General features: G+C 32.5%; 15 protein-coding genes. 6 read left to right on the top strand and 9 right to left on the bottom strand.

Going from position 1 to position 20777, the window contains the following annotated elements:
- Positions 1–13: 13 nt before the first annotated feature.
- Entirely contained in the window at positions 14–955 is a 942-nt protein-coding gene (locus OF897_RS06035) for a type VI secretion system baseplate subunit TssG (RefSeq protein WP_267264789.1), read from the bottom strand.
- Between the two features lie 279 nt (positions 956–1234).
- On the opposite strand from OF897_RS06035, the gene OF897_RS06030 reads away from it, so the two are divergent.
- The 3 genes from OF897_RS06030 (at position 1235) to OF897_RS06020 (ending at position 4818) form a co-directional block, all read left to right on the top strand.
- Positions 1235–2026 (top strand): S1/P1 nuclease, encoded by a 792-nt coding sequence (locus tag OF897_RS06030; RefSeq protein WP_267264788.1) that lies wholly within the window; start codon positions 1235–1237, stop codon positions 2024–2026.
- Positions 2027–2528: 502 nt separating this feature from the next.
- Positions 2529–3395: a sigma-70 family RNA polymerase sigma factor gene (locus OF897_RS06025; RefSeq protein ID WP_034757900.1), complete on the top strand. Its 867-nt coding sequence runs from the start codon at positions 2529–2531 to the stop codon at positions 3393–3395.
- A 304-nt stretch (positions 3396–3699) separates the two neighbouring features.
- A complete protein-coding gene (locus OF897_RS06020; RefSeq protein ID WP_267264787.1) occupies positions 3700–4818 on the top strand; it encodes an FAD-dependent monooxygenase in 1119 nt (372 codons plus the stop codon).
- Positions 4819–4849: 31 nt separating this feature from the next.
- Here the strand turns inward: OF897_RS06020 and OF897_RS06015 are convergent, their stop codons facing one another.
- The 6 genes from OF897_RS06015 to OF897_RS05990 form a co-directional block, all read right to left on the bottom strand.
- Positions 4850–5323 (bottom strand): DUF3347 domain-containing protein, encoded by a 474-nt coding sequence (locus OF897_RS06015; protein ID WP_267264786.1) that lies wholly within the window; start codon positions 5321–5323, stop codon positions 4850–4852.
- Positions 5324–5421: 98 nt separating this feature from the next.
- Positions 5422–7647 (bottom strand): TonB-dependent receptor plug domain-containing protein, encoded by a 2226-nt coding sequence (locus tag OF897_RS06010; RefSeq protein ID WP_267264785.1) that lies wholly within the window; start codon positions 7645–7647, stop codon positions 5422–5424.
- A 43-nt stretch (positions 7648–7690) separates the two neighbouring features.
- Entirely contained in the window at positions 7691–8500 is an 810-nt protein-coding gene (kdsA, locus tag OF897_RS06005; protein ID WP_267264784.1) for a 3-deoxy-8-phosphooctulonate synthase, read from the bottom strand.
- Positions 8501–8657: 157 nt separating this feature from the next.
- On the bottom strand, positions 8658–9182 hold the full coding sequence (locus OF897_RS06000) for a DUF1697 domain-containing protein (protein ID WP_267264783.1): 525 nt from the start codon (positions 9180–9182) through the stop codon (positions 8658–8660).
- A 115-nt stretch (positions 9183–9297) separates the two neighbouring features.
- Positions 9298–10788, bottom strand: a complete 1491-nt coding sequence (locus OF897_RS05995; protein ID WP_267264782.1) for a hypothetical protein — start codon at positions 10786–10788, stop codon at positions 9298–9300.
- 89 nt (positions 10789–10877) lie between these two features.
- Positions 10878–14363 carry a glycosyltransferase family 117 protein gene (locus tag OF897_RS05990; protein WP_267264781.1) on the bottom strand — a complete coding sequence of 1162 codons (3486 nt, stop codon included), beginning with the start codon at positions 14361–14363 and terminating at the stop codon, positions 10878–10880.
- A gap of 222 nt (positions 14364–14585) precedes the next feature.
- On the opposite strand from OF897_RS05990, the gene OF897_RS05985 reads away from it, so the two are divergent.
- From OF897_RS05985 to OF897_RS05975, 3 genes are all read left to right on the top strand, one after another.
- Positions 14586–15623 carry a PLP-dependent cysteine synthase family protein gene (locus tag OF897_RS05985; protein WP_267264780.1) on the top strand — a complete coding sequence of 346 codons (1038 nt, stop codon included), beginning with the start codon at positions 14586–14588 and terminating at the stop codon, positions 15621–15623.
- Positions 15624–15698: 75 nt separating this feature from the next.
- On the top strand, positions 15699–16961 hold the full coding sequence (locus OF897_RS05980) for an aminotransferase class I/II-fold pyridoxal phosphate-dependent enzyme (RefSeq protein ID WP_267264779.1): 1263 nt from the start codon (positions 15699–15701) through the stop codon (positions 16959–16961).
- Between the two features lie 162 nt (positions 16962–17123).
- Positions 17124–19310, top strand: coding sequence for a B12-binding domain-containing radical SAM protein (locus OF897_RS05975; RefSeq protein ID WP_267264778.1), 2187 nt, complete (start codon positions 17124–17126; stop codon positions 19308–19310).
- A gap of 228 nt (positions 19311–19538) precedes the next feature.
- On the opposite strand, the gene OF897_RS05970 is transcribed toward OF897_RS05975, so the two are convergent.
- Together OF897_RS05970 and OF897_RS05965 are read right to left on the bottom strand one after the other, a co-directional pair.
- Positions 19539–20369: a hypothetical protein gene (locus tag OF897_RS05970; RefSeq protein WP_267264777.1), complete on the bottom strand. Its 831-nt coding sequence runs from the start codon at positions 20367–20369 to the stop codon at positions 19539–19541.
- Between the two features lie 81 nt (positions 20370–20450).
- Positions 20451–20735, bottom strand: coding sequence for a FoF1 ATP synthase subunit delta/epsilon (locus tag OF897_RS05965; RefSeq protein WP_267264776.1), 285 nt, complete (start codon positions 20733–20735; stop codon positions 20451–20453).
- Positions 20736–20777 lie beyond the last annotated feature (42 nt).

Genomic DNA, 20777 nt, shown 5'->3' with positions numbered 1-20777 from the left:
TAATTAAAATATTTTACAGAAACGTAGAATAACCGAGCCTGTTTGCATTTCTTTGATCGTCTTCCAGCACAAAAGAATAGTCTTTTTTTTCTGTAATAAAATTTTCTTCAATATCTACAGAAACAGGAAGGCAATAATCGTACAAAGCTCGCAGAACTTTCCTGAAAGGATTTCCGGGAATGTAATTTTTCATCTCGTCATAGGGAATCGGACCAATATTTACAATCCAATTTCTTTCGCCATCCATGTGTTTTCCGCTTGCAATGTAAGTTACTCCCAATCTCGAATTTCCTAAAAGAATTGAAGAATCATCTTCTTTCATCCTATCGATTTCGTTGGGTGTAAAAGTAATTTCCACAGGAACTTTCAAGAAAGCGGTCATACAACGTTCAAACCATTTTTTATCACCTCTGATATTGTGAAAAAAAGGCAAAATATGAAGAAAAATATAGGCATTCTGCTTATCAAGCATCTTGATGATCGGCCAGAGTTCGCTGAAAATATGAAGAAGAGAATCTGTATCACTTGCTAAATCAAAATCATATTCTTTCAGCAAAGCACTGATTTCTGTAAAGAAAACTTCCAGCTCAAAAGGTCTGAAAAATTTTCTGGCATCATCTTCTACTCTCTTCTGTTTACGGATTTCTTTTACAACACTTTCTACATTTTTTCTTGAAGTATTGAGTGAAGGTGGATGGAAAAGACCTTCCGGAAGATAATCGTAGATTCCTTCACGGTATGTTTTTATATTCAAAACTTCCTCGTCAAAGCCTAAATAATGGCTAGAAATACTTTTTATATCTTTAAGATAAGCTCTGTCATTTATTCCTATTCTTTCAATAAAAATATTGCTTACAGACCTATGATATTTTAGGAGATTTACAGCAACTGCTTCAGCTCTAAAGTCTGTCTGCAGCTTGTTGTAATGCATATCTATCGTGCTATTATCGTACATATTTATATTCTGTGATCATGATTGGTATCGTAAAGATAAAATATCTCTTTATATTGAAAAAGTATTTGTACTAAATTTTTATGCTTGAAGCTAAAATTACATCTAAATCATTGATTTTCTAATGTATTAATCTTTCTTAAATTATAACTAAAATTAAACCCAAAATTTAAATATGAGTTTTACATAAAATTAACAGTGCAACAACCAACAAATAATCATTTTAAACCTAAATTTCCATAAGGCTGACTTATCTTTGCAACTCGAAAATTAATTAAAGAAATGAAAAGTATTTATTCTAAAATTTTGCTTTTAGCATTCATTGCAAGCTCGGTTTATTCGTATGCATGGGGATTAACGGGGCACAGAGTGATTGCAGAAATTGCAGAAAATCATCTTTCCGGAAAGGCAAAGCGAGAAATCAGAAAAATGTTGGGGCAGGAAAGAATGGCATATTGGGCAAACTGGCCGGATTTTATTAAATCTGATACAACAGGAGCTTGGAAACAGGCTTCAGCTTGGCATTATGTAAACATTGATCCAAAAACAGATTTTACAGCTTTCGAAAAAGACCTGAAAGCTCAGGCAGGAGCAAATCTTTATTCGCAGATTAAAGTTTTGTCTAGCCAGATTAAGGATGAAAAAACTTCTGAAAAAGACAGAAAAATTGCTTTGATTTTCCTTATTCATATGATGGGAGATTTAGCACAACCAATGCATACTGGAAGATCTGAAGATTTGGGAGGAAACAAAATCAACGTTACTTATTTTGGAGAAAAAACAAATTTACATTCAGTTTGGGATGGAAAATTGGTTGATTCACAAAAATACAGCTACACAGAATATGCAAAGCTTTTAGATATTAAAACGAAAGACGAAGTAAAGCAAATTCAATCCGGAACATTAGAAAACTGGTTATACGATTCTCATCAGATTGCTAATAAAATCTATGCGCAAACTCCGGATGACTCAAGATTGTCTTACGATTATCAATATAAATTTAATGATGTGATGGAAAGACAGCTTCTTTACGGAGGTTTGAGATTGGCGAAGTTGTTGAACGATTTGTTCTAAAAAAATGAATGGTCAATGGTGAATTTTAAAAGTTAGTTTTTAATTATCACTTAAAATACTAAAGCGGAACTTCGGTTTCGCTTTTTCTGTTTTTAAAATAATATTTTTTCACATACTTTGTCATGCTGAAAGCATCTCAATATATTATTAAAACGGAGAATGAAAAGATTCAATTTAAATTCTTTCAGGATGAAAAACTATTTGGGTATTTTTTCGAATGTTGAATTTATGGCTGAACCATAGCCCCGATAGAAACGACATCCTTTTTGGTTGCGGGCGGAACGAAGAGGAGACTGCTACCAAAAAGATACAGTGGATAGCGGGAAATAGCTTGTAAAAATTAAAATCTTACAAAAAAGATTTCAGAAGGGCTAAGCGGAATAATTTACAACTAATTTTCCTCTTTCAAAAGAACTCAAGAAAAAATATTGTGATGTGTGTAACCTTTTTATTGTTTCAAACGTATAATATAATAGCAACTCTATTTTTGAGAACAGAATAAATGAGACAATTAAAAATAACCAAGCAGGTTACCAACAGGGAAACCGCTTCATTAGACAAGTATTTGCAGGAAATTGGTAAAGTAGAACTGATTACAGCAGACGAAGAAGTAGATTTGGCACAAAAAATCCGTGCAGGCGATAGAGTCGCATTGGAGAAATTAATTAAAGCCAACCTTCGTTTCGTAGTTTCAGTATCTAAACAATACCAAAACCAAGGACTTTCTCTTCCCGATTTGATCAATGAAGGGAATTTAGGATTAATGAAAGCTGCAAAAAGATATGACGAAACCAGAGGTTTCAAATTTATCTCTTATGCAGTTTGGTGGATTCGTCAGTCAATTTTACAGGCTTTGGCAGAACAGTCGAGAATTGTAAGATTGCCATTGAACAAAATTGGTTCAATCAACAAAATCAACAAAGCGTACGCACACCTTGAGCAAGAAAACGAAAGACCACCTTCTCCTGAAGAATTGGCTGAAGTTCTTGACATGAGTGAAGAAGACATCAAAGAATCAATGAAAAACTCCGGAAGACACTTGTCTATGGATGCACCATTGGTTGAAGGTGAAGATTCTAACTTATATGATGTACTTCGTTCTGGAGAATCTCCAAGTCCGGATAAAGATTTGATGCTTGAATCTCTTCAGATTGAAATTGAAAGAGCACTAAATACTTTGACACCAAGAGAGGCTGATTTGGTAAGATTGTATTTCGGATTAAACGGAAAACATCCAATGACTTTGGAAGAAATCGGAGAAACTTTTGACCTTACAAGAGAAAGAGTTCGTCAGATCAAAGAAAAAGCGATCAAAAGACTGAAACACAATACCAGAAGTAAGATTTTGAAGTCTTATTTAGGTAAATAATTTTTAGTTTAAATAATTATTGGCGGAGCTTGAATTTTTCAGGCTCCGTTTTTTTTTGTTACAAATTTGAAAGTTTCTTCAACTAATTTGAAAAATTAAAATCTCACGCAAATTTGTAGGATTTTGCAGATTTTTATTAGAACATTTCATAATTTGCAAGAATTGTCCAATGAACTCTACAACTTAATTTTTTTTCTGCCACTAATGCACTAATTTTTATCGAAAATTATTTAAATTATTCGTACATCCGTGGCTTATGAATTTTAGAATCAGAATTAAAATTATAATAATTAAGAACCAATAAATGAATGAAATCTCAATCATCGGAGCCGGAATTGGCGGTTTAACTTTAGGAAATATTCTGAAGCAACACCATTTAGATTTTACCATTTATGAATCTGCACCAGAAATAAAACCTGTCGGAGCCGGAATTATGATGGCGGTGAATGCAATGCAGATTTTTGAGAAATTAGGTTTAAAAGAAAAAATTGAAAGCAGAGGAAATAAAATTCATGGAATATTTATTACCGATGAAAAGCTGAAAACCATTTCTACAACTGATGTTCTAGCTTTAGAAAAGAAATTCAATTCATGCAATGTGGCGATTCACCGTGCCGAACTTCAAAATATTTTGGCTGAAAATTTAGGTTTTGAAAATATTAAATTAGAACACTCCTTACAGCAAATTCAAAAGAAAGAAAATTATTTTTTGGAATTTGAAAATGGAAATGTGATTGAAAGTGAAATCGTTTTCGGAACAGATGGAATTCATTCTAAAATCAGAAATCAGATTTTTAAAATAGGAAACATTAGAAATGCTGGACAAAAATGTTGGCGTGGATTAACCAATTTTAATCTTCCTGAAAAATATCTTCATCACGCTTTAGAAATCTGGGGAAAAGGAAAACGTTTTGGTTTTGTGAAAATTTCAGATACAAAAGTATATTGGTACGCTTTAGTGAATGAAAATAAATTCGAAGAAAATCTTGATTTACTTAATACATTCATTGATTTTGATCCATTAGTTTTAGAAATTTTAGAATCAACAAAAAAAGAAAACATTATTCTCAACGATATTATCGACCTCACTCCTATTCCAAAATGGTATGCCGAAAATCTTTGTTTAATTGGCGATGCAGCTCATGCAACAACTCCGAATATGGGACAAGGCGCTTGTCAGTCGATTGAAGATGCGTATGTACTTGGAAAGTTTTTAGAAAAGAATAAAAACTTCAATTCAGTTTTTGAGGAATTTCAGAAAATAAGGCGAAAAAAAGTAGATTATATCGTTAAAAACAGCTGGACGATTGGCAAAATATCGCAATGGGAAAAGGGAAATCAACTGAGGAATTTTCTCATGCGTTCGATTCCTGAAAGTATGAATCAGAAAATGATTGAAAAGATTTTAAAACTGGAGCTATAAAAAAAGAAACTCGCTTTGAGTTTCTTCTAATTTATTTTATTTCAGATTTTACAGAGCCACATTTCAGCATCGAACTTCCATAATAAGGATTGATAATCTGTTTTTCATTACTCAGCCAGCTTCCTTCCGCCATCGGACAATATTGTACATAAATGGTTTTTTCAGAGATTTTATTTTCATTGGCAACAGAAATCATCACTTCAGATAATTTATAAAAAGGTTTTCTTTGTGCCTCAATATTTTTCGCCACAGAAATTGTTTTTGCATCAGATTTTAAAGCATTCAACTTTTTCTCATCCAAAGTTTTTGAATTCAGTGAAGAAGCTGTTTTCAAAAATTCTCCGGCTGCAACCGAAGTTTTCTTAAAATCATCAGACGCTAAAGCAGATTTTACAGAAATGTAATTCTGATATAGTTTTGATAATTGAGGGTTAGTTTTCGATTGTGCAGTAACAGATAGAACGGCAAATACTGAAAACAAAAAAGTGACAATATATTTTTTCATTTTTAATTTAGCAAATTATTATTTTTTAAAAATGCCACGAATGCACGAATATTTGATACTCTATCTCAAAATCATTCGTGAATTCGTGGCATTAAATATTATTTTATTTTAAATTCTAATTTTACATTAAAGAATCTTCCCGTCAAACGAACCGGAACCGGATACATTAAACTTGTATTAGCATCCGTAATCCATTGGTTAGCAACGGTATTATTAATATTAAAAGCATTAAAAACCTGAACTCCTAAAGTCAATTCATCAAAATTACTCAAGAAACCATACGTTTGTTTTTTCTCTTTAGCATCTACAAACGCATAAGAAAGACCTAAATCTACTCGCTTATAAGAAGGCAGAGTTTTCTGATATTGGTAAGGATCTGTGAAAACCGGCGCTCCGTTTGGTAATCCCATTGCGTAGGTTAAGGTAAGATTTACACGCATTTGTGGGAATTTAGGCATATAATCCTGATAAAACATGGCAAATCTAAAACGTTGATCTGTCGGTCTTGGAATATTTCCTCTTCCATCAATATTTTCAAAAACTCTTGCATAACTTGCAGAAAGCCAAGAATCTACTCCCGGAACAAATTCACCGAATAATCTTGTATCCACTCCGTAAGCATAACCAGAAGCATTATTTTTACCAGAATAACGGATTCTCACATTATCCATATAATACGGAATCACATTATCCATTTTCTTGTAATACAATTCTGTTGTTAACTTAAACGGTCTGTTATCGTATTCAAACTCTAATTCATTGGCTAAAATTGCCTGAATTGATCGTTGAGATTTAATATTTGGATTAAAATTACCGTTCAAATCTTTAATTTCCTTATAAAAAGGAGCTTGATAATAAACTCCTCCCGAAAGTCGGAACCACATATCGGTATTCCATTCAGGTTTAATGGCAAACTGAGCTCTTGGTGAGAAAATAGTTTCATCGTTAAAACTCCAATGTGCTACTCTTGCTCCACCATTCACCAAAACTTTACTTGATCCCCAGAAAAATTTCTGAGAATATTGTGCGTAAGCAGATAATCTTGTTGGCTGAATATGATTGGCTCCCGAAATACTGTAAAATAAATCTAAATCTGAAGCATCAGGAATTCTCGGATCATCAATTGGATGTGGAATGCTGTAACCCGATGAATCTACCAATTTCCATTCATTGGTCAAATCCTGCAAGTTTTCTTTTTCATATTTAAAACCTAATTCAATATCCGTATTTACATTGGGTGAAAAACGGGTTCTGAATTGTGTTCCATAAGTTCTCACAAATAAATCATTTCTTGCATGCTCTATTTGTCCGCCAACGTCATACGAAGTAATAGGATTTCCTGTAATAGGATCAAAAGTTTGTAAAATATAGCTTGAGGCAATCGAATAATATTCTTTTTCACGGTTTTGATACGCAAAACTATCTAATGTAAATCTCCATTTATCGGAAGCTTTATAGTTTGCAGAAACCGTTCCCATCATATTTTTATATTGGTCATTTTCTTTACCATTATAAAAAACAGAGAGATTAATTGGCTGATTAACCGAACCAAAATCTACACTTCTTTCCTTCGGAATCATATCATAATCATTCTTAGAATAATATCCGATGAATGACAGTGAAAGCTTGGTGTTGACGTGATAATTCAGATAAGACTGAAAATCATAGTAAACAGGGTTAAAATCTGTATCTTCATTTAAAGTATTCAGAACCAAGTTCGTATTTCTATATCTTCCCGAAAATAAAGCAGTGAATTTTTTATTCCCGTTTTCATCTTCTTTTCCTGAAGCGAAACCCGTCGTCAATCTACCTCCAATTAAACTCGCTTCTCCTGAAAGTTCAAACTTTTTTGGTTCACGATAATAAATATTTAAAGCCGAAGACATTTTATCACCATATCTCGGCTCAAAACCTCCTGCTGAAAAATTTACTGTAGAAACCATATCGGGATTGATGATACTTAAACCTTCCTGTTGAGAATTTCTAATCAAGAAAGGTCTATAAATTTCAATATCATTAATGTAAATAAGGTTTTCGTCATAGTTTCCACCACGAACCATATATTGCGAAGAAAGCTCGGTATTTGAATTCACCGACGGAAGCGTTTTCAGAATTCCTTCAACACCGCCAGAAATACTTGCGACATTTTTGGCATCTTTAGCTGAAATTCTTACTGCGGTCACATCGTTGGTTCTCCCGGTCACTTTTTTCTGGAAAACAACTTCCTCAATATTGGTAACTCTTGCTGTAGTATCTCTCTTTTTTGTTTGTGAGAATACTAAAACCGGTACTATAAGGCTTAGTGGTAAAACTAGTTTTTTCAAAAGGAATTATTTAGAATTTCTAAAATTAAGTATTTTTTAACAATTATAGTATAGATTCTCTTACTCTTGTGAGTTTTTGTAATAAATCTTCCAATAAATCCAGTCTTAACATATTCGCGCCGTCTGAAAGTGCTGTTTCAGGAGTTGGATGCGTTTCAATGAAAAGTCCGTCTGCGCCTACTACAATTCCCGCTTTTGCAATTGTTTCAATTAAATCTGGTCTTCCTCCTGTAACTCCCGAACTTTGATTGGGTTGCTGCAAAGAATGCGTTACATCCAAAATTACAGGTGCATAATTTCTCATTGTAGGAATTCCTCTGTAATCAACGATTAAATCTGAATATCCGAAAGAATTTCCTCTTTCAATAATCGCAACTTTTTCGTTGTTTGAATCTGTAATTTTCTGAACTGCAAATTTCATTGATTCCGGAGAAAGGAATTGTCCTTTTTTCAACGTTACACATTTTCCTGTTTCTGCTGCTGCAACCAAAAGATCTGTCTGACGAACCAAAAAAGCAGGAATCTGTAAAACATCCACATATTGTGCAGCTAAAGCAGCGTGTTCATTTTCGTGAATATCTGTTGTTGTCGGAATATTGAAAGTCTCCCCCACTTTTTTAAGGATTTCCAAAGATTTTTCTTCACCTATGGTTGTGAAAGAATCTACTCTACTTCTATTGGCTTTTTTAAAACTTCCTTTAAAAATATACGGAATATTGTATTTATTAGTCAGCTCAATTACTTTTTCGGCAATTCTTAAAGCCATATCTTCGCCTTCAATAATACAAGGTCCGGCAATTAAAAAAAAGTTTTTAGAGTCTTTGTGCTGTATGTTATTTAAATGTTGAATCATTTTTTGTTTAAATTAAAAGTTCAGTAAAAATACTGAGAAAGTTTTATAATTGGAAATTATTTGGAGACTTAAAAAACAAACGATTCTTGGAATTAAAAATTGTTTAATTATTTAAAAATATAAGATTGCTTCGTTCCTCGCAATGACGATGAAAATACTAGAATTTCTTAAGAATCTTCTCAAAAGTATTGATATTTCTGCTGGTAAACTGATCTTTCAGACTTTTTTTACCTAGAATTTTTCCAAAACTTGAATCTAGTGTATTTCCTTTCGTGATCTGCCAATAAAATATATTGTTAACAATTTCGCCTTTCTCGTTTTCAGTTTTTGAAGCACTTTCAAATTCTTTCATCAGAACATTTTCTACATTTTCGTTTCCAACAAATGCATACGTATGAAAGGCTTCATTTTTTTCAAATGGATTTTTAGTCCAAAACAATTCTGTTTCTTCTGAATTTTTAACAAAAAGAAAAGCTTGATAGTTAAAGTAATCAGACATTGCTTTTGCAAGAATTTCTTTTAAATCTTCTGCATTTTTATCGGAACTAAAAATAATATTTCCAGAAGCTAAAACCGAGCTTATATTTTCCATTCCGGCATCTTTGAAAACCTGACAGACTTCTACCATTTTCATATTGGTTCCTTTTACATTGACACCACGTAGAAAAGCACCGTATTTCATTAATTTAGGTTGAGATTAAGGTTAATATTGAGTTTGAGAGTTATAGTGTTTTTAGAGATGAAGAATTTTCGTAATTGTAAAACTTTAAGCTCCCAAAACCCATCTTTAAATCACATTATTTTTTAATTTTTTCGTATAAATTATAGTCTGTTCCTGAAGGTTTCAGTTTATAAATTTTTTCTAAAATTGGATATTCACTTTTTAGATAATTATTTATTCTAAATTCATTCAGAAGTCTGTAATTCTCTTTATAATATTCCGCATCTTTTCCTTCAAATAGATTATTGTACGAAAGTAAATATTTTGGTTTTCTGTTTTTAACGGTGTTTAGCCAATAATTGGGTTTGTCTTTTATAATTTCCGTTTGAATTTGCTTGTCAACCAAACCTACTTCATCAATTGTTTTTAAACCTGAAAAATACGGAACATAACCAGCCGGTTCCAGCAAAATCCATTGTTTCTTATCTTTTTCGTAGGTATTTAGAAATAATCCGATTGATCTTCTGTAATTCCATTCGCCGTTTCCTGTTGCGATTGAATGTACTGTTTGAAAAGCCAACATTGGTAAAATATAGATTAAAATTAACAAAGTCAACCAAAGATTTCTTTTCACTTTCTGCTCTAATACAAAAACCAAAATTGGAACGAAAAGTAAGATCTGCGGAACCCAATAATACCAATCGAAAAGGCTTTTTTGAGAAAGGAAAATAATCTGTTTTGACCATGCAAATAGAAAAATGATCCATAAAAAGTAATTTCTTTTATTTCGTTGCCTGATTAAATAAATAAAACAAAGAAATTCAAAAAGAATAATAACAATTGTAACTGGATTAAAGTTTCCAGGTAATTTTAGCATTCCCCAAAAGTTACCATAGTTTAATCTGAAATATTCGAAGTTTTGATGTAAAGTATAAACCTTATCGTAAGCCAATTTTTTAGCAACAATCGTATTATTTACCAATTCACCAAAGTAAAAGCAATTGAACGAAACACAAACTGCAACCCCAAAAATTCCGCCTAAAATATAACTCCATCTTATTTTTTTATTCCAGAAAATGTCAACTAAAAATACAATTCCAAGGAAAATTACGGTATCAATTCTGGTAACCAGAATCAAAGTCGGAAGTAAAAGGAATGCCCATTTTTTCTCTTTTTTAAAGCCATAATAAAGTAAAGCCATTTCAAGGAAAAACAGAATTCCGTATTCCATTCCAAGAATTGAAATCTTTATTGATGGCGGCAAAATTCCAAATAAAAAGATAAAAATTGCTTTATGCCAATTATTTTTAAACAAAACATGAGACAGAAATAAGCTTCCGATTGTGAAAAGTGCCGTGTTAAAGATAAGCAACGGCTCAATAAAATTTTCTTTCCCGAAAATCATATTGAAAATATAGGAAACGAAAACATACAAATGTGTTGTTGATGCCGATATTTTTGTATCTCCATTGAAACCAATCACTCCATAATCCATAAGATTTTGAGCAACCCGCCAAGTGATGAAAGCATCCTCCTGAATGTGATGCGTTAACAAAAAATAAAGCTTTGCAATAATTGCAAAAAATAAAGCGTAGATTGGGAGATTCTTGTTTTGAGATTCAGCCATTGCGTTTTTTTAGTTGCACAAATATAATTCTAAATTTCAGGAATATCAACACAAAAAAACGGAACCGAAGTTCCGTTTTAAGTATCTATTTATTGAGTTGCTTTGATAATTGCAGTGGTAATCTGATCTTCTTTTTCTTTAGAGTAAGTAGAATCAAATGGTTCCATCACATCAAATAAATATTGATAGAAAGGTGTGATTCGCTGTACGTTTTCAGATTCTTTCATTGCTTTTTCTTTGCCCATTTGCTGAAGATCTTTAATGAAAACATTAAATTTCTTGTCAATAGGTTCGATAGATTTTACAAGATAATTGTAAGCCTTTTCGTTCTGCCCCAATTTCTTGTAAGCATCCGTAACTGAAGTCACAACTAACGAATATTCCATTGGTTTTGAACTTAAATCTCTTCCAACAAATCTCTGCTCACTTTTGCTTAATGACAAATAATAATCGTAGTCGCTAAAAATTCCTTTTTTAAGAACTTCCGCTAATTTTAGACCTTTTTCTTCCTGTCCTGCAATAATATATCCGTAAACCATTGAGCTTAAAGAACGAGGATCATTGTATTTCTCAGCAGGAATTTCTCTTGCTGCAATATCTAATATTTCCAAAGCTTTTGCTTTTTGTCCTGATAATGCTAAAGCTGCTGCTGCTCTACTTGCTGAACTTCTGTAGCTCATAATATTTGAAGTTGCAGTCTCGTCAAAATGTACATTCAAGTCTTTGAAATTACCCCATCTGAAGTTTTTCACAACATTATATAATGAGTTTGCGTCTACTCTTCCCATTTCTCCGTCTGCACTTCTCGGCGTACGAATCGGAACCAATCTGTAACTGAACCCGTCAAACTGAAGATATTCTTCCAGATAGAAAATATTTTCTTTATCATAAACACCCCCAGAAGAGAAATTGATTGGTCTTTTCCAGTCGAAGTTTGCCAAAATATCAAACATCATCAAGTTGTTTTTATATAAAGTTCCAGCTTTATAATCAACCGTAATGTAATCAACCGCATTTGGAAGATCTGAAGCATTGATAATTCCAGCTTTTACAGCATTTGCTTTGTTCACAGGAATTACAAATTTATTTACCGGAAGGAAATTATATTTGTCATAACGTTCTTCTCCAAAAATCATTTTTAAAACTTCATCTTTTTCTGGAGATTTAATTTTAATAAAATCCATTGCCTCTTTCAAAGTCATCGAATCTTTCACCAAATATTTCTGGAATGGCGCGATTGCACTTTCCGGAGCTCCGGCTTGTTGAAGATTAGCAATAATATTTTTCCAGTCGTTGTTTTTCATCAAATAGATTTGGTCGTTTACACCATCTCTGTAATCTTCGTGAGAAAGCTGACTTGGAATTGCATTCGCATTATATGTTTTTCTTTTTACCTGATCGATGTTCCAAGGCGTTGAAAGCAAAGTAAAGTTCACCACTTTCACATCATCTCGGAATCTTTCAGTTTCCTGCATTGCCCAAACCGGATACGTATCGTTATCTCCGTAAACAAATAAAATATCTTCTTTTGGTAATGATTTTAATACTGAATATGAATAATCGTAAGCTGTATATCTATTGCTTCTGTCGTGAACATTATAATTCTGGAAACCCATCATAAAAGGAACTCCCAACAAAATTACTCCGAAACCTATATTTACAGCGTTTGACTTTACTTTAGACTGTAAATACCATAGAATTGCTCCTGCTCCCAAACCAATCCAAATGGCAAATGCGTAGAATGAACCTACCATTGCGTAATCTCTTTCTCTAGGTTCGAAAGGTTTTACTCCGGTGTAGAAAATAATTCCGACACTTGTTAATATGAATAAAGATAAAATAGCGTAAAATCTTCCGAAGTCTCTGCTAAACTGGAAATAACATCCCAAAATCCCTAAAAGTAAAGGTAAAAAGAAGAATGCAACTGTACTTTCATTTTTGAATTTTGCAGGCATTGCATCCTGATTTCCCCAAAGTGCATTGTCGATTGGAGCGATTCCTGAGATCCAGTTTCCTTTTGTGTTTTCGCTGTTTCCTTCAAGGTCATTTTGTCTTCCAACATAGTTCCACATCAAATATCTAAGGAAATAATATCCATTTTGGAAATTGATAAAATATTCCATATTCTGAGCCAAAGAAGGCTTCTGAACAGTAATTAAATTATAAGGTCTTACTTTTAAATAATCTGCAGCTGTAATAGATCCGTCTTCATATTTAGCTCTCAATTCCTTAAAGATTTCTTCTGCTTCAGGACTATCTGCAATATCTTCATTAGCATAATTAAATTTAAAATCCGGTGCTCCGTACATAGAAATGTAATTTGCCATTACATCTTTATCATCATTGAACATTCTCGGCATTAAACTTACATGAGATTTGTCGAAAACATAATTAAAACGCTCACTAGTTTTTCTGTAAGTACCCGCTTTTTCATCTTTTTCGTAAACTTCTCCTGTTTTAGTTGTTTTAAAACTTCCGTCTTCGTTCTTCTGAATTCCGTTTGCATCTAAGAAAGCAGTGTAGTTTTGACCATAAATTGTTGGCCAGTCTCCATATTGCTCTCTGTTGTAATAATCAAGCATGCCAATTGCAGTATCAGGATCATTAAGGTTCATCGGTGGATTTGCATTAGCTCTGATCGGAATTACCATCCAACAAGAGAAACCAATAATCATATAAACTACCGATAAAGCTACAGTCTGAAAAATATTTTTCTTCGCCTGTCTCGCATATTTAATCATAAAATAGCAAAGCGCTACCATAATTATAAAACCAGCAATCGTTCCTGAGTGGAAAGGAAGTCCTAAACCATTCACGAAGAATATTTCTAATTTTCCGAATAACGACATGATTACCGGGAAAATGATTTTAAAAACTAGAATTAAAATTCCTAAAGTAATTAAGTTTGCCCAAAGGAAATTCAACCAAGTGAATTTGTAGTTTCTTGCGTAATAAACTAAACATACTGCAGGAATTGCAAGCATTCCCATCATGTGAACTCCTACAGAAAGTCCTAATATAAAGAAGATTAAAATAATCCATCTTTCATTGTCCTTTTCTAGATATTCGTTTTCCCATTTAGTAATTAACCAAACCAAAAGCGCAATAAACATAGACGCCATCGAGTAAACTTCACCTTCCACTGCAGAAAACCAAAATGTATCTGAAAATGTGAAACACAAAGCTCCAATTACACCGGCAAAAAGAATTGAAATTTCCTGATGTCTTGTAATTTCTTCGAAGTCTTTGTTTAAAAGTCTTCTTACAAAATGAGTAATCGTCCAGAACAAAAACAGGATTGTAAATGCACTGAATAATGCAGACATTGCATTGATAACGATTGAATAATTTTCACCCTTACCTAAAGCAAAAATGGCAGCTACTGCTCCCACAATTTGAAATAATGCCGCTCCCGGAGCGTGAGTTACTTCTAATTTTACTGCTGAAGAAATGTATTCACCACAATCCCAAAAACTAAAGTTGGGTTCTATGGTCGATAAGTACGTGAAAAATGCAATGACGAAAGTCACCCATCCGAGAACGGTGTTCCATTGCCTAAAAGTCCAGTTTTTCATAGTATAAAATCAATTATGCGAAAATAAGGTTTTTAGATTAGTTTATATTGATTTTAACAAAATTTAAAAAAATCGGCGCAGTTTTTGCCTGCTTCGGATAGCTGAAAGCAAAAATAAATCACGTATTTATATAATTAGCGAACTTAAAATGAACTAAAAGTTTAAAAATAATTTATTTTTTTGTATTTTTGCGGTCAGATTTTTATTGAAAAATAACAAATAATGAGTAATGTTTACGATAATATTCTTGGCTTGATTGGGAGTACTCCTTTGGTAAGATTAAATACCGTCACAAAAGAAATACCTGCAACCATTTATGCCAAGTTAGAATCATATAATCCTGGACATTCCACTAAAGATAGAATCGCACTTCATATTATAGAAAACGCTGAGAAAAAAGGTTTATTAAAGGAAGATTCTGTAGTTGTAGAGACCACTTCCGGAAATACAGGTTTTTCACTTGCTATGGTTTGTATCATTAAAGGATATAAATGTATTTTAGCGGTGAGCGACAAAACAAAACCTGAGAAAATAGCTTATCTGAAAGCTCTTGGTGCTACAGTTTATGTATGTCCTGCGAATGTACCTGCGAATGACCCGAGATCATATTATGAAGTAGCAAAGAGAATTGCCGCTGAAACTCCAAATTCTGTGTATATCAATCAGTATTTTAACGAGCTGAATGTTGATGCACATTATCAAACTACAGGTCCTGAACTTTGGGAACAGACTCAAGGTAAGATTACACACCTTTTTGCTTGTACAGGAACTGGTGGGACTTTATCAGGTTCTGCAAAATTTTTAAAAGAAAAAAATCCAAACATCAAAATCATCGGTGTTGATGCAGATGGATCTATTTTGAAAAGTTTTCACGAAACAGGAGAAATTCATAAAGAAGATGTACATCCTTACCAGATTGAAGGTATGGGAAAAAATTTAATTCCTTCTGCACTTCTTTTTGATAAAGTTGATGAATTTGTAAGAGTAAATGATGAAATGTCTGCATACAGAACTCGCGAAATTGCATTAAAAGAAGCAATTATGGGAGGCTATACAACCGGAGCTGTTACACAGGGATTAATGCAATATGCAAATTCTCATCAATTTACAGAAAATGATTTGGTCGTTTTAATTTTCCCTGATCACGGATCAAGATATATTACTAAAGTTTACAGTGATAAATGGATGGCTGAGCAAGGTTTCGTCAACAATTGTTTCCACAATTACGAAGAAGTCTTTAAAACAGAAATCATCAAATAAAAATTTTATAAAGATACAAATGAAGCCTTTTTGTAAATCACAAAAGGCTTTTTTACATAAAACTTACTAATTACAATGGTAGATATTTTTGAAAGAATTAAACAAAATCCAGGACCTCTAGGTCAGTTTGCAGATTACGCAGAAGGATATTTTGTATTCCCAAAATTGGAAGGTCCGATTGGTCCGAGAATGAAATTTCAAGGTAAAGATGTAATTTTCTGGAGTGCCAATGACTATTTAGGTCTTTGTAACCATCCTGAAGTTTTGGAAGCTGATGCAAAAGCTGCAGCAGAATTCGGAATGTTTTATCCGATGGGAGCAAGAGCAATGTCTGGAGAAACACAACAGCATCAACAACTGGAAAAAGAATTGGCAGAATTTACTCAAAAAGATGCTGCTTATCTTTTAAATTTCGGTTACCAAGGAATGGTTTCTTGTATCGATGCATTGGTGACAAGACATGACGTTATCGTTTATGATGCAGATTCTCACGCTTGTATCGTTGACGGAGTTCGTCTTCACATGGGAAAAAGTTTTACTTTCAAACATAATGACATTGAGAGTTTAGAAAAAAACTTAGCAAGAGCAACAAAAGTTGCTGAAGAAAATGGCGGAGGAATCTTAGTGATTACTGAAGGTGTTTTCGGAATGAGAGGAATGCAGGGGAAGCTAAAAGAAATCTGTGATTTAAAATCCAAATTTAATTTCAGACTTTTGGTTGATGATGCACACGGTTTCGGAACTTTAGGTAAAACAGGAGCCGGAGCTGGTGAAGAGCAAGGATGTCAGGATCAAATTGATGTTTACTTCTCAACTTTTGCTAAATCAATGGCTGGTTTCGGAGCATTTCTTTCAGGAGATGAAACGATTATCAGATTTTTAAAATATAATCTTCGTTCTCAGATTTTTGCTAAATCTTTAACAATGCCAATGGTAATTGGAGGTTTGAAAAGATTGGAATTATTAAGAACACGCCCAGAAATTAAAGATAAATTGTGGGAAAACGTAACTAAACTTCAGAACGGATTGAAAGAAAGAGGTTTCAACCTTGGAAACACAAATACTTGTGTAACACCAGTTTTCATTCAGGGAACAACAATTGAAGCAACGCTTTTAGCTAAAGATTTAAGAGAAAATTACGGAGTATTTACATCAGTGGTAGTATATCCTGTAATTCCAAAAGGAATGATTTTGTTGAGATTAATTCCTACAGCTTCACATACAGATTCAGAAATTAACGAAACTTTAGCTGCTTTCGAAGGCATCAAAGAAAAATTAGAATCTGGTCAATATGCAGAAATGGAAAAACAAATGAACATCGAATACAAACAAATGTAATCTGATTTTTATTTAATATATAGAACCGTTAGAATTTTTCTGACGGTTTTTTATTGTATTTTTTTGCCAAGAATACACGAATATCTTTTTCATGCATTAAATAAATTCGTGCATTCGTGGCAAAAACTAAAAGATTTGCAATAAATTTGCAAAAAATTACTTTTGAAAGATCTTCTTCTCATCACTCCTCCTTTCACGCAACTCAACACTCCCTATCCGGCGACAGCTTATATTAAAGGTTTTTTAAATACCAAAAATTTTTCAAGCTATCAAATGGATTTGGGAATTGAAGTAATTTTAGAATTATTTTCAAAAGAAGGAATTCAGAAGATTTTTGATACAGAAATTGATTTAAAAAGCACATCAGAAAACTCACAGAGAATTTTTGCGTTAAGAGAAGAATATTTAAAAACAATAGATCAGGTTATTTTATTTCTTCAGAATAAAAATCCTACATTGGCGAGACAGATTTGTTCGATGAATTTTTTGCCGGAAGCTTCCCGTTTCAATCACCTCGATGACATGGATTTTGCTTTCGGAAATATGGGACTTCAAGATAAGGCTAAACATCTGGCTACTTTATATTTAGAAGATTTATCTGATTATATAGTTGAAAACGTTGATTCTGATTTTGGCTTCAGTAGATATGCTGAAAGATTGGGAAAAAGTGCAAATTCTTTTGATGAATTATATTCAAAACTACAGAGTGAACAAACTTTTATTGATGATTTTACTTTAAAAATTCTTCACAAAAAATTAGAGTTAGTTCAACCTAAATTGGTATGCTTTTCAATTCCTTTTCCTGGAAATTTATATTCAGCTTTTCGGTCAGCAAAATTTATCAAAGAAAATTACCCTCACATTAAAATTGCAATGGGTGGTGGTTTCCCGAATACTGAATTAAGAGAAATTAAAGATAAAAGAGTTTTTGAATTTTTTGATTTCATTACATTAGATGACGGTGAAGTTCCTTTAGAATTAATAATTAATAATGAAAAATTAACTCCTGACAAAAAGTACAAACGTACATTTCTTATTGAAAATCAGCAAGTTATTTATAAAAATGATTCTATTAAACATGATTATAAGCAATCGGAAATCGGAACTCCGGATTATACTGATTTACAATTAGATAAATATATTTCCGTCATTGAAATTGCCAATCCGATGCACAGTTTGTGGAGTGACGGAAGATGGAACAAACTGACAATGGCACATGGTTGCTATTGGGGAAAATGTACTTTTTGCGATATTTCTTTAGATTACATAAAAATTTACGAACCCATTTCTGCAAAAATTTTGGTTGACAGAATGGAAGAATTAATTAAAACAACTGGCGAGACCGGATTTCATTTTGTAGATGAAGCTGCTCCTCCTGCGCTAATGAGAGAAGTTGCTTTAGAAATTTTGCGAAGAAATCTTATAGTAACCTGGTGGACAAATATTCGTTTTGAAAAAAGCTTCACTCAGGATTTATGTTTTCTTTTAAAACTTTCGGGCTGCGTTGCCGTTTCGGGCGGACTTGAAGTTGCAAGCGACCGATTGCTAAAATTAATTGATAAGGGAGTTTCTGTAGATCAAGTTGCAAGAGTAACAAGAAATTTTACTGAAGCGGGAATTATGGTTCATGCCTATTTGATGTATGGTTACCCAACTCAGACGATTCAGGAAACGGTAGATTCTTTGGAAATGGTTCGTCAACTTTTTGAAATGGGAATTTTACAAAGTGGATTTTGGCATCAATTCGCAATGACGGCACATTCTCCGGTCGGACAAAATCCTGAAGAGTTTGGAGTCATTCAAATAAAACAAGAAATAAAGTTTGCCAACAATGATATCGACTTCAAAGATAAAACCGGAATCGATCATAGTAAATTTAGTTTTGGTTTAAAAAAATCTCTGTTCAACTTCATGCACGGAATTAATTTTGAAATTCCTTTGCAAGATTGGTTCGATTTTAAAATACCGAAAACAACTATTCATCCCGATTATATTCATGACAGTCTTTTGGATGAAAACCAATTTAGTTTTAAAGGCAATTCCAAAATAATATTTTTAGCTAAAAACGTAATCGCTGAGAATTACATAAAAACAAAAAAACAAAACTCATGGGCGTACACGAAAATTACGTTCCATTTAAGAACGAATATTGTAAAGGTTGAATTGGAGCAGGAAAAGGCAGGTTGGTTGATAAAAATTATTACAGAAAATACTTTTGAAAATCCGAAACGTATTACACTTCAGCAACTTAAGGTTAATTTTGAAGAAAAATTTGAAGATTTTGAATTATTTTGGTTTTCGAAACCAATTCAGCAATTAAAAGAGAATGGAATTGTTTTGAGTTTGTAAAATTTAAAGCTTTATTTTTAAAATACTGATTTCCAAGTATTTTAAAAAGTTTAATTGTAATCCAAATATTATAAAAATATAGATCGGATTTGTCATTCCGCAGGAATTTAAGAAATAACATTTTAAAATTTAAGTTTAGATTAATACGGAATGACAAATTGTACAAAAAATCCTAAAATAATTTTCAGGATTTTTGATTTTTTAAGTTTTGGCTAAAGTCGATGAAATTTATTTTTTGTCTTTTTCAATACCATCTTTGACAACTTCTCCGACTTCTACTTTTTCTTTAATTTTAATAAAATTCGGATCCAGAATTGCCATTCTTTCTGCAAGAGCTTTGTACGTTGGAAATTTTAAAATCGAAGCACGTCCCGACATTTCTCTGTATAAGGTAAAAACTTTTCCTCCAGCTGTGGTAATTCTTTTTGTTGTCGTGCTATATTTTCCAACTAACTTACTTTTAGCATCATACATTTCAATATCAACAAAAGTTTTGTCAGAAATTGTATCTTCAGAACCAAAACTTACCGGTAAGTTTGTAAAATATCCAACGGGAACACCATTACTTAAAATTTCACCCACATTATTAATGGTAATATTGAGTTTATCAATTTTTGTTCGGATTGTGTAAGCTTCTTTTGTCTTAGCATCAAGTTTTCTTTTCGGCATATTTTTGAAAACTTCATCCAAATTTTTAATATTGATTCCTCTTTCATCAATAATTTTCAAAGCTTTGATGCACGTATAAACTGCTGATTTCTCATCACCCGAAAATGCTGAAGGAGAAATATAATCCATATCTAGCGTTTTTTCACGATTGTAGACACGATTTAGTTTTACATAACTATCACGTACTGAGTCTACAATACTTTTATCGACAAATTGCATCGTGAAAATCGGTGTTTCCTTCAAATCCATAAAAGTATATTCTCCGGATTTGCTTGAGATTTTCGCAACGTGAATTCCATCTAAGCTTACAATGCCTCTTTTAGTTTTAATAAGTTGAGCATTTAGAATAAGGCTCAAAACTGTAAAGAACATGATTAAATTTCTTTTCATAAAATCAAATTTTTACAAAGCATAAAAAAAGTGTAACCAAAGTTACACTTTCTTGAAAATATATTTAGCTTCTCAATTTAATTATTCGCAAAGGATGATTCCTTTATCATTATTAAATTCTACAACACCGCTTTTGATTGTGTAAGAAAAAACTTCAGTTTGATTTTCATTTTCCTTAGTAAAATTTTTAGCATAAGCTTCGTCGATAGACTTTGCAAATAGCTTTACTTTACCACCTGATAATGAAGAAACAATTCCTGCGTGGTTTTTCATTAAATGGAATTCACCATTTTTTCCCGGCAGCAATACTGAGTCTACTTCTCCTTCAAAAACTACGTATTCTGGTGTTAAAATTTTTATATTCATTTTTTTAGGCTTTAGGCTTTAAGCTTTAGGCATAAAGCATTC

The organism is Chryseobacterium formosum (assembly GCF_026460885.1).
Lineage (GTDB): Bacteria > Bacteroidota > Bacteroidia > Flavobacteriales > Weeksellaceae > Chryseobacterium > Chryseobacterium formosus.
The sequence above is the reverse complement of the archived record's forward strand: the minus strand, read 5'-3'. Positions and strand labels throughout refer to the sequence as shown.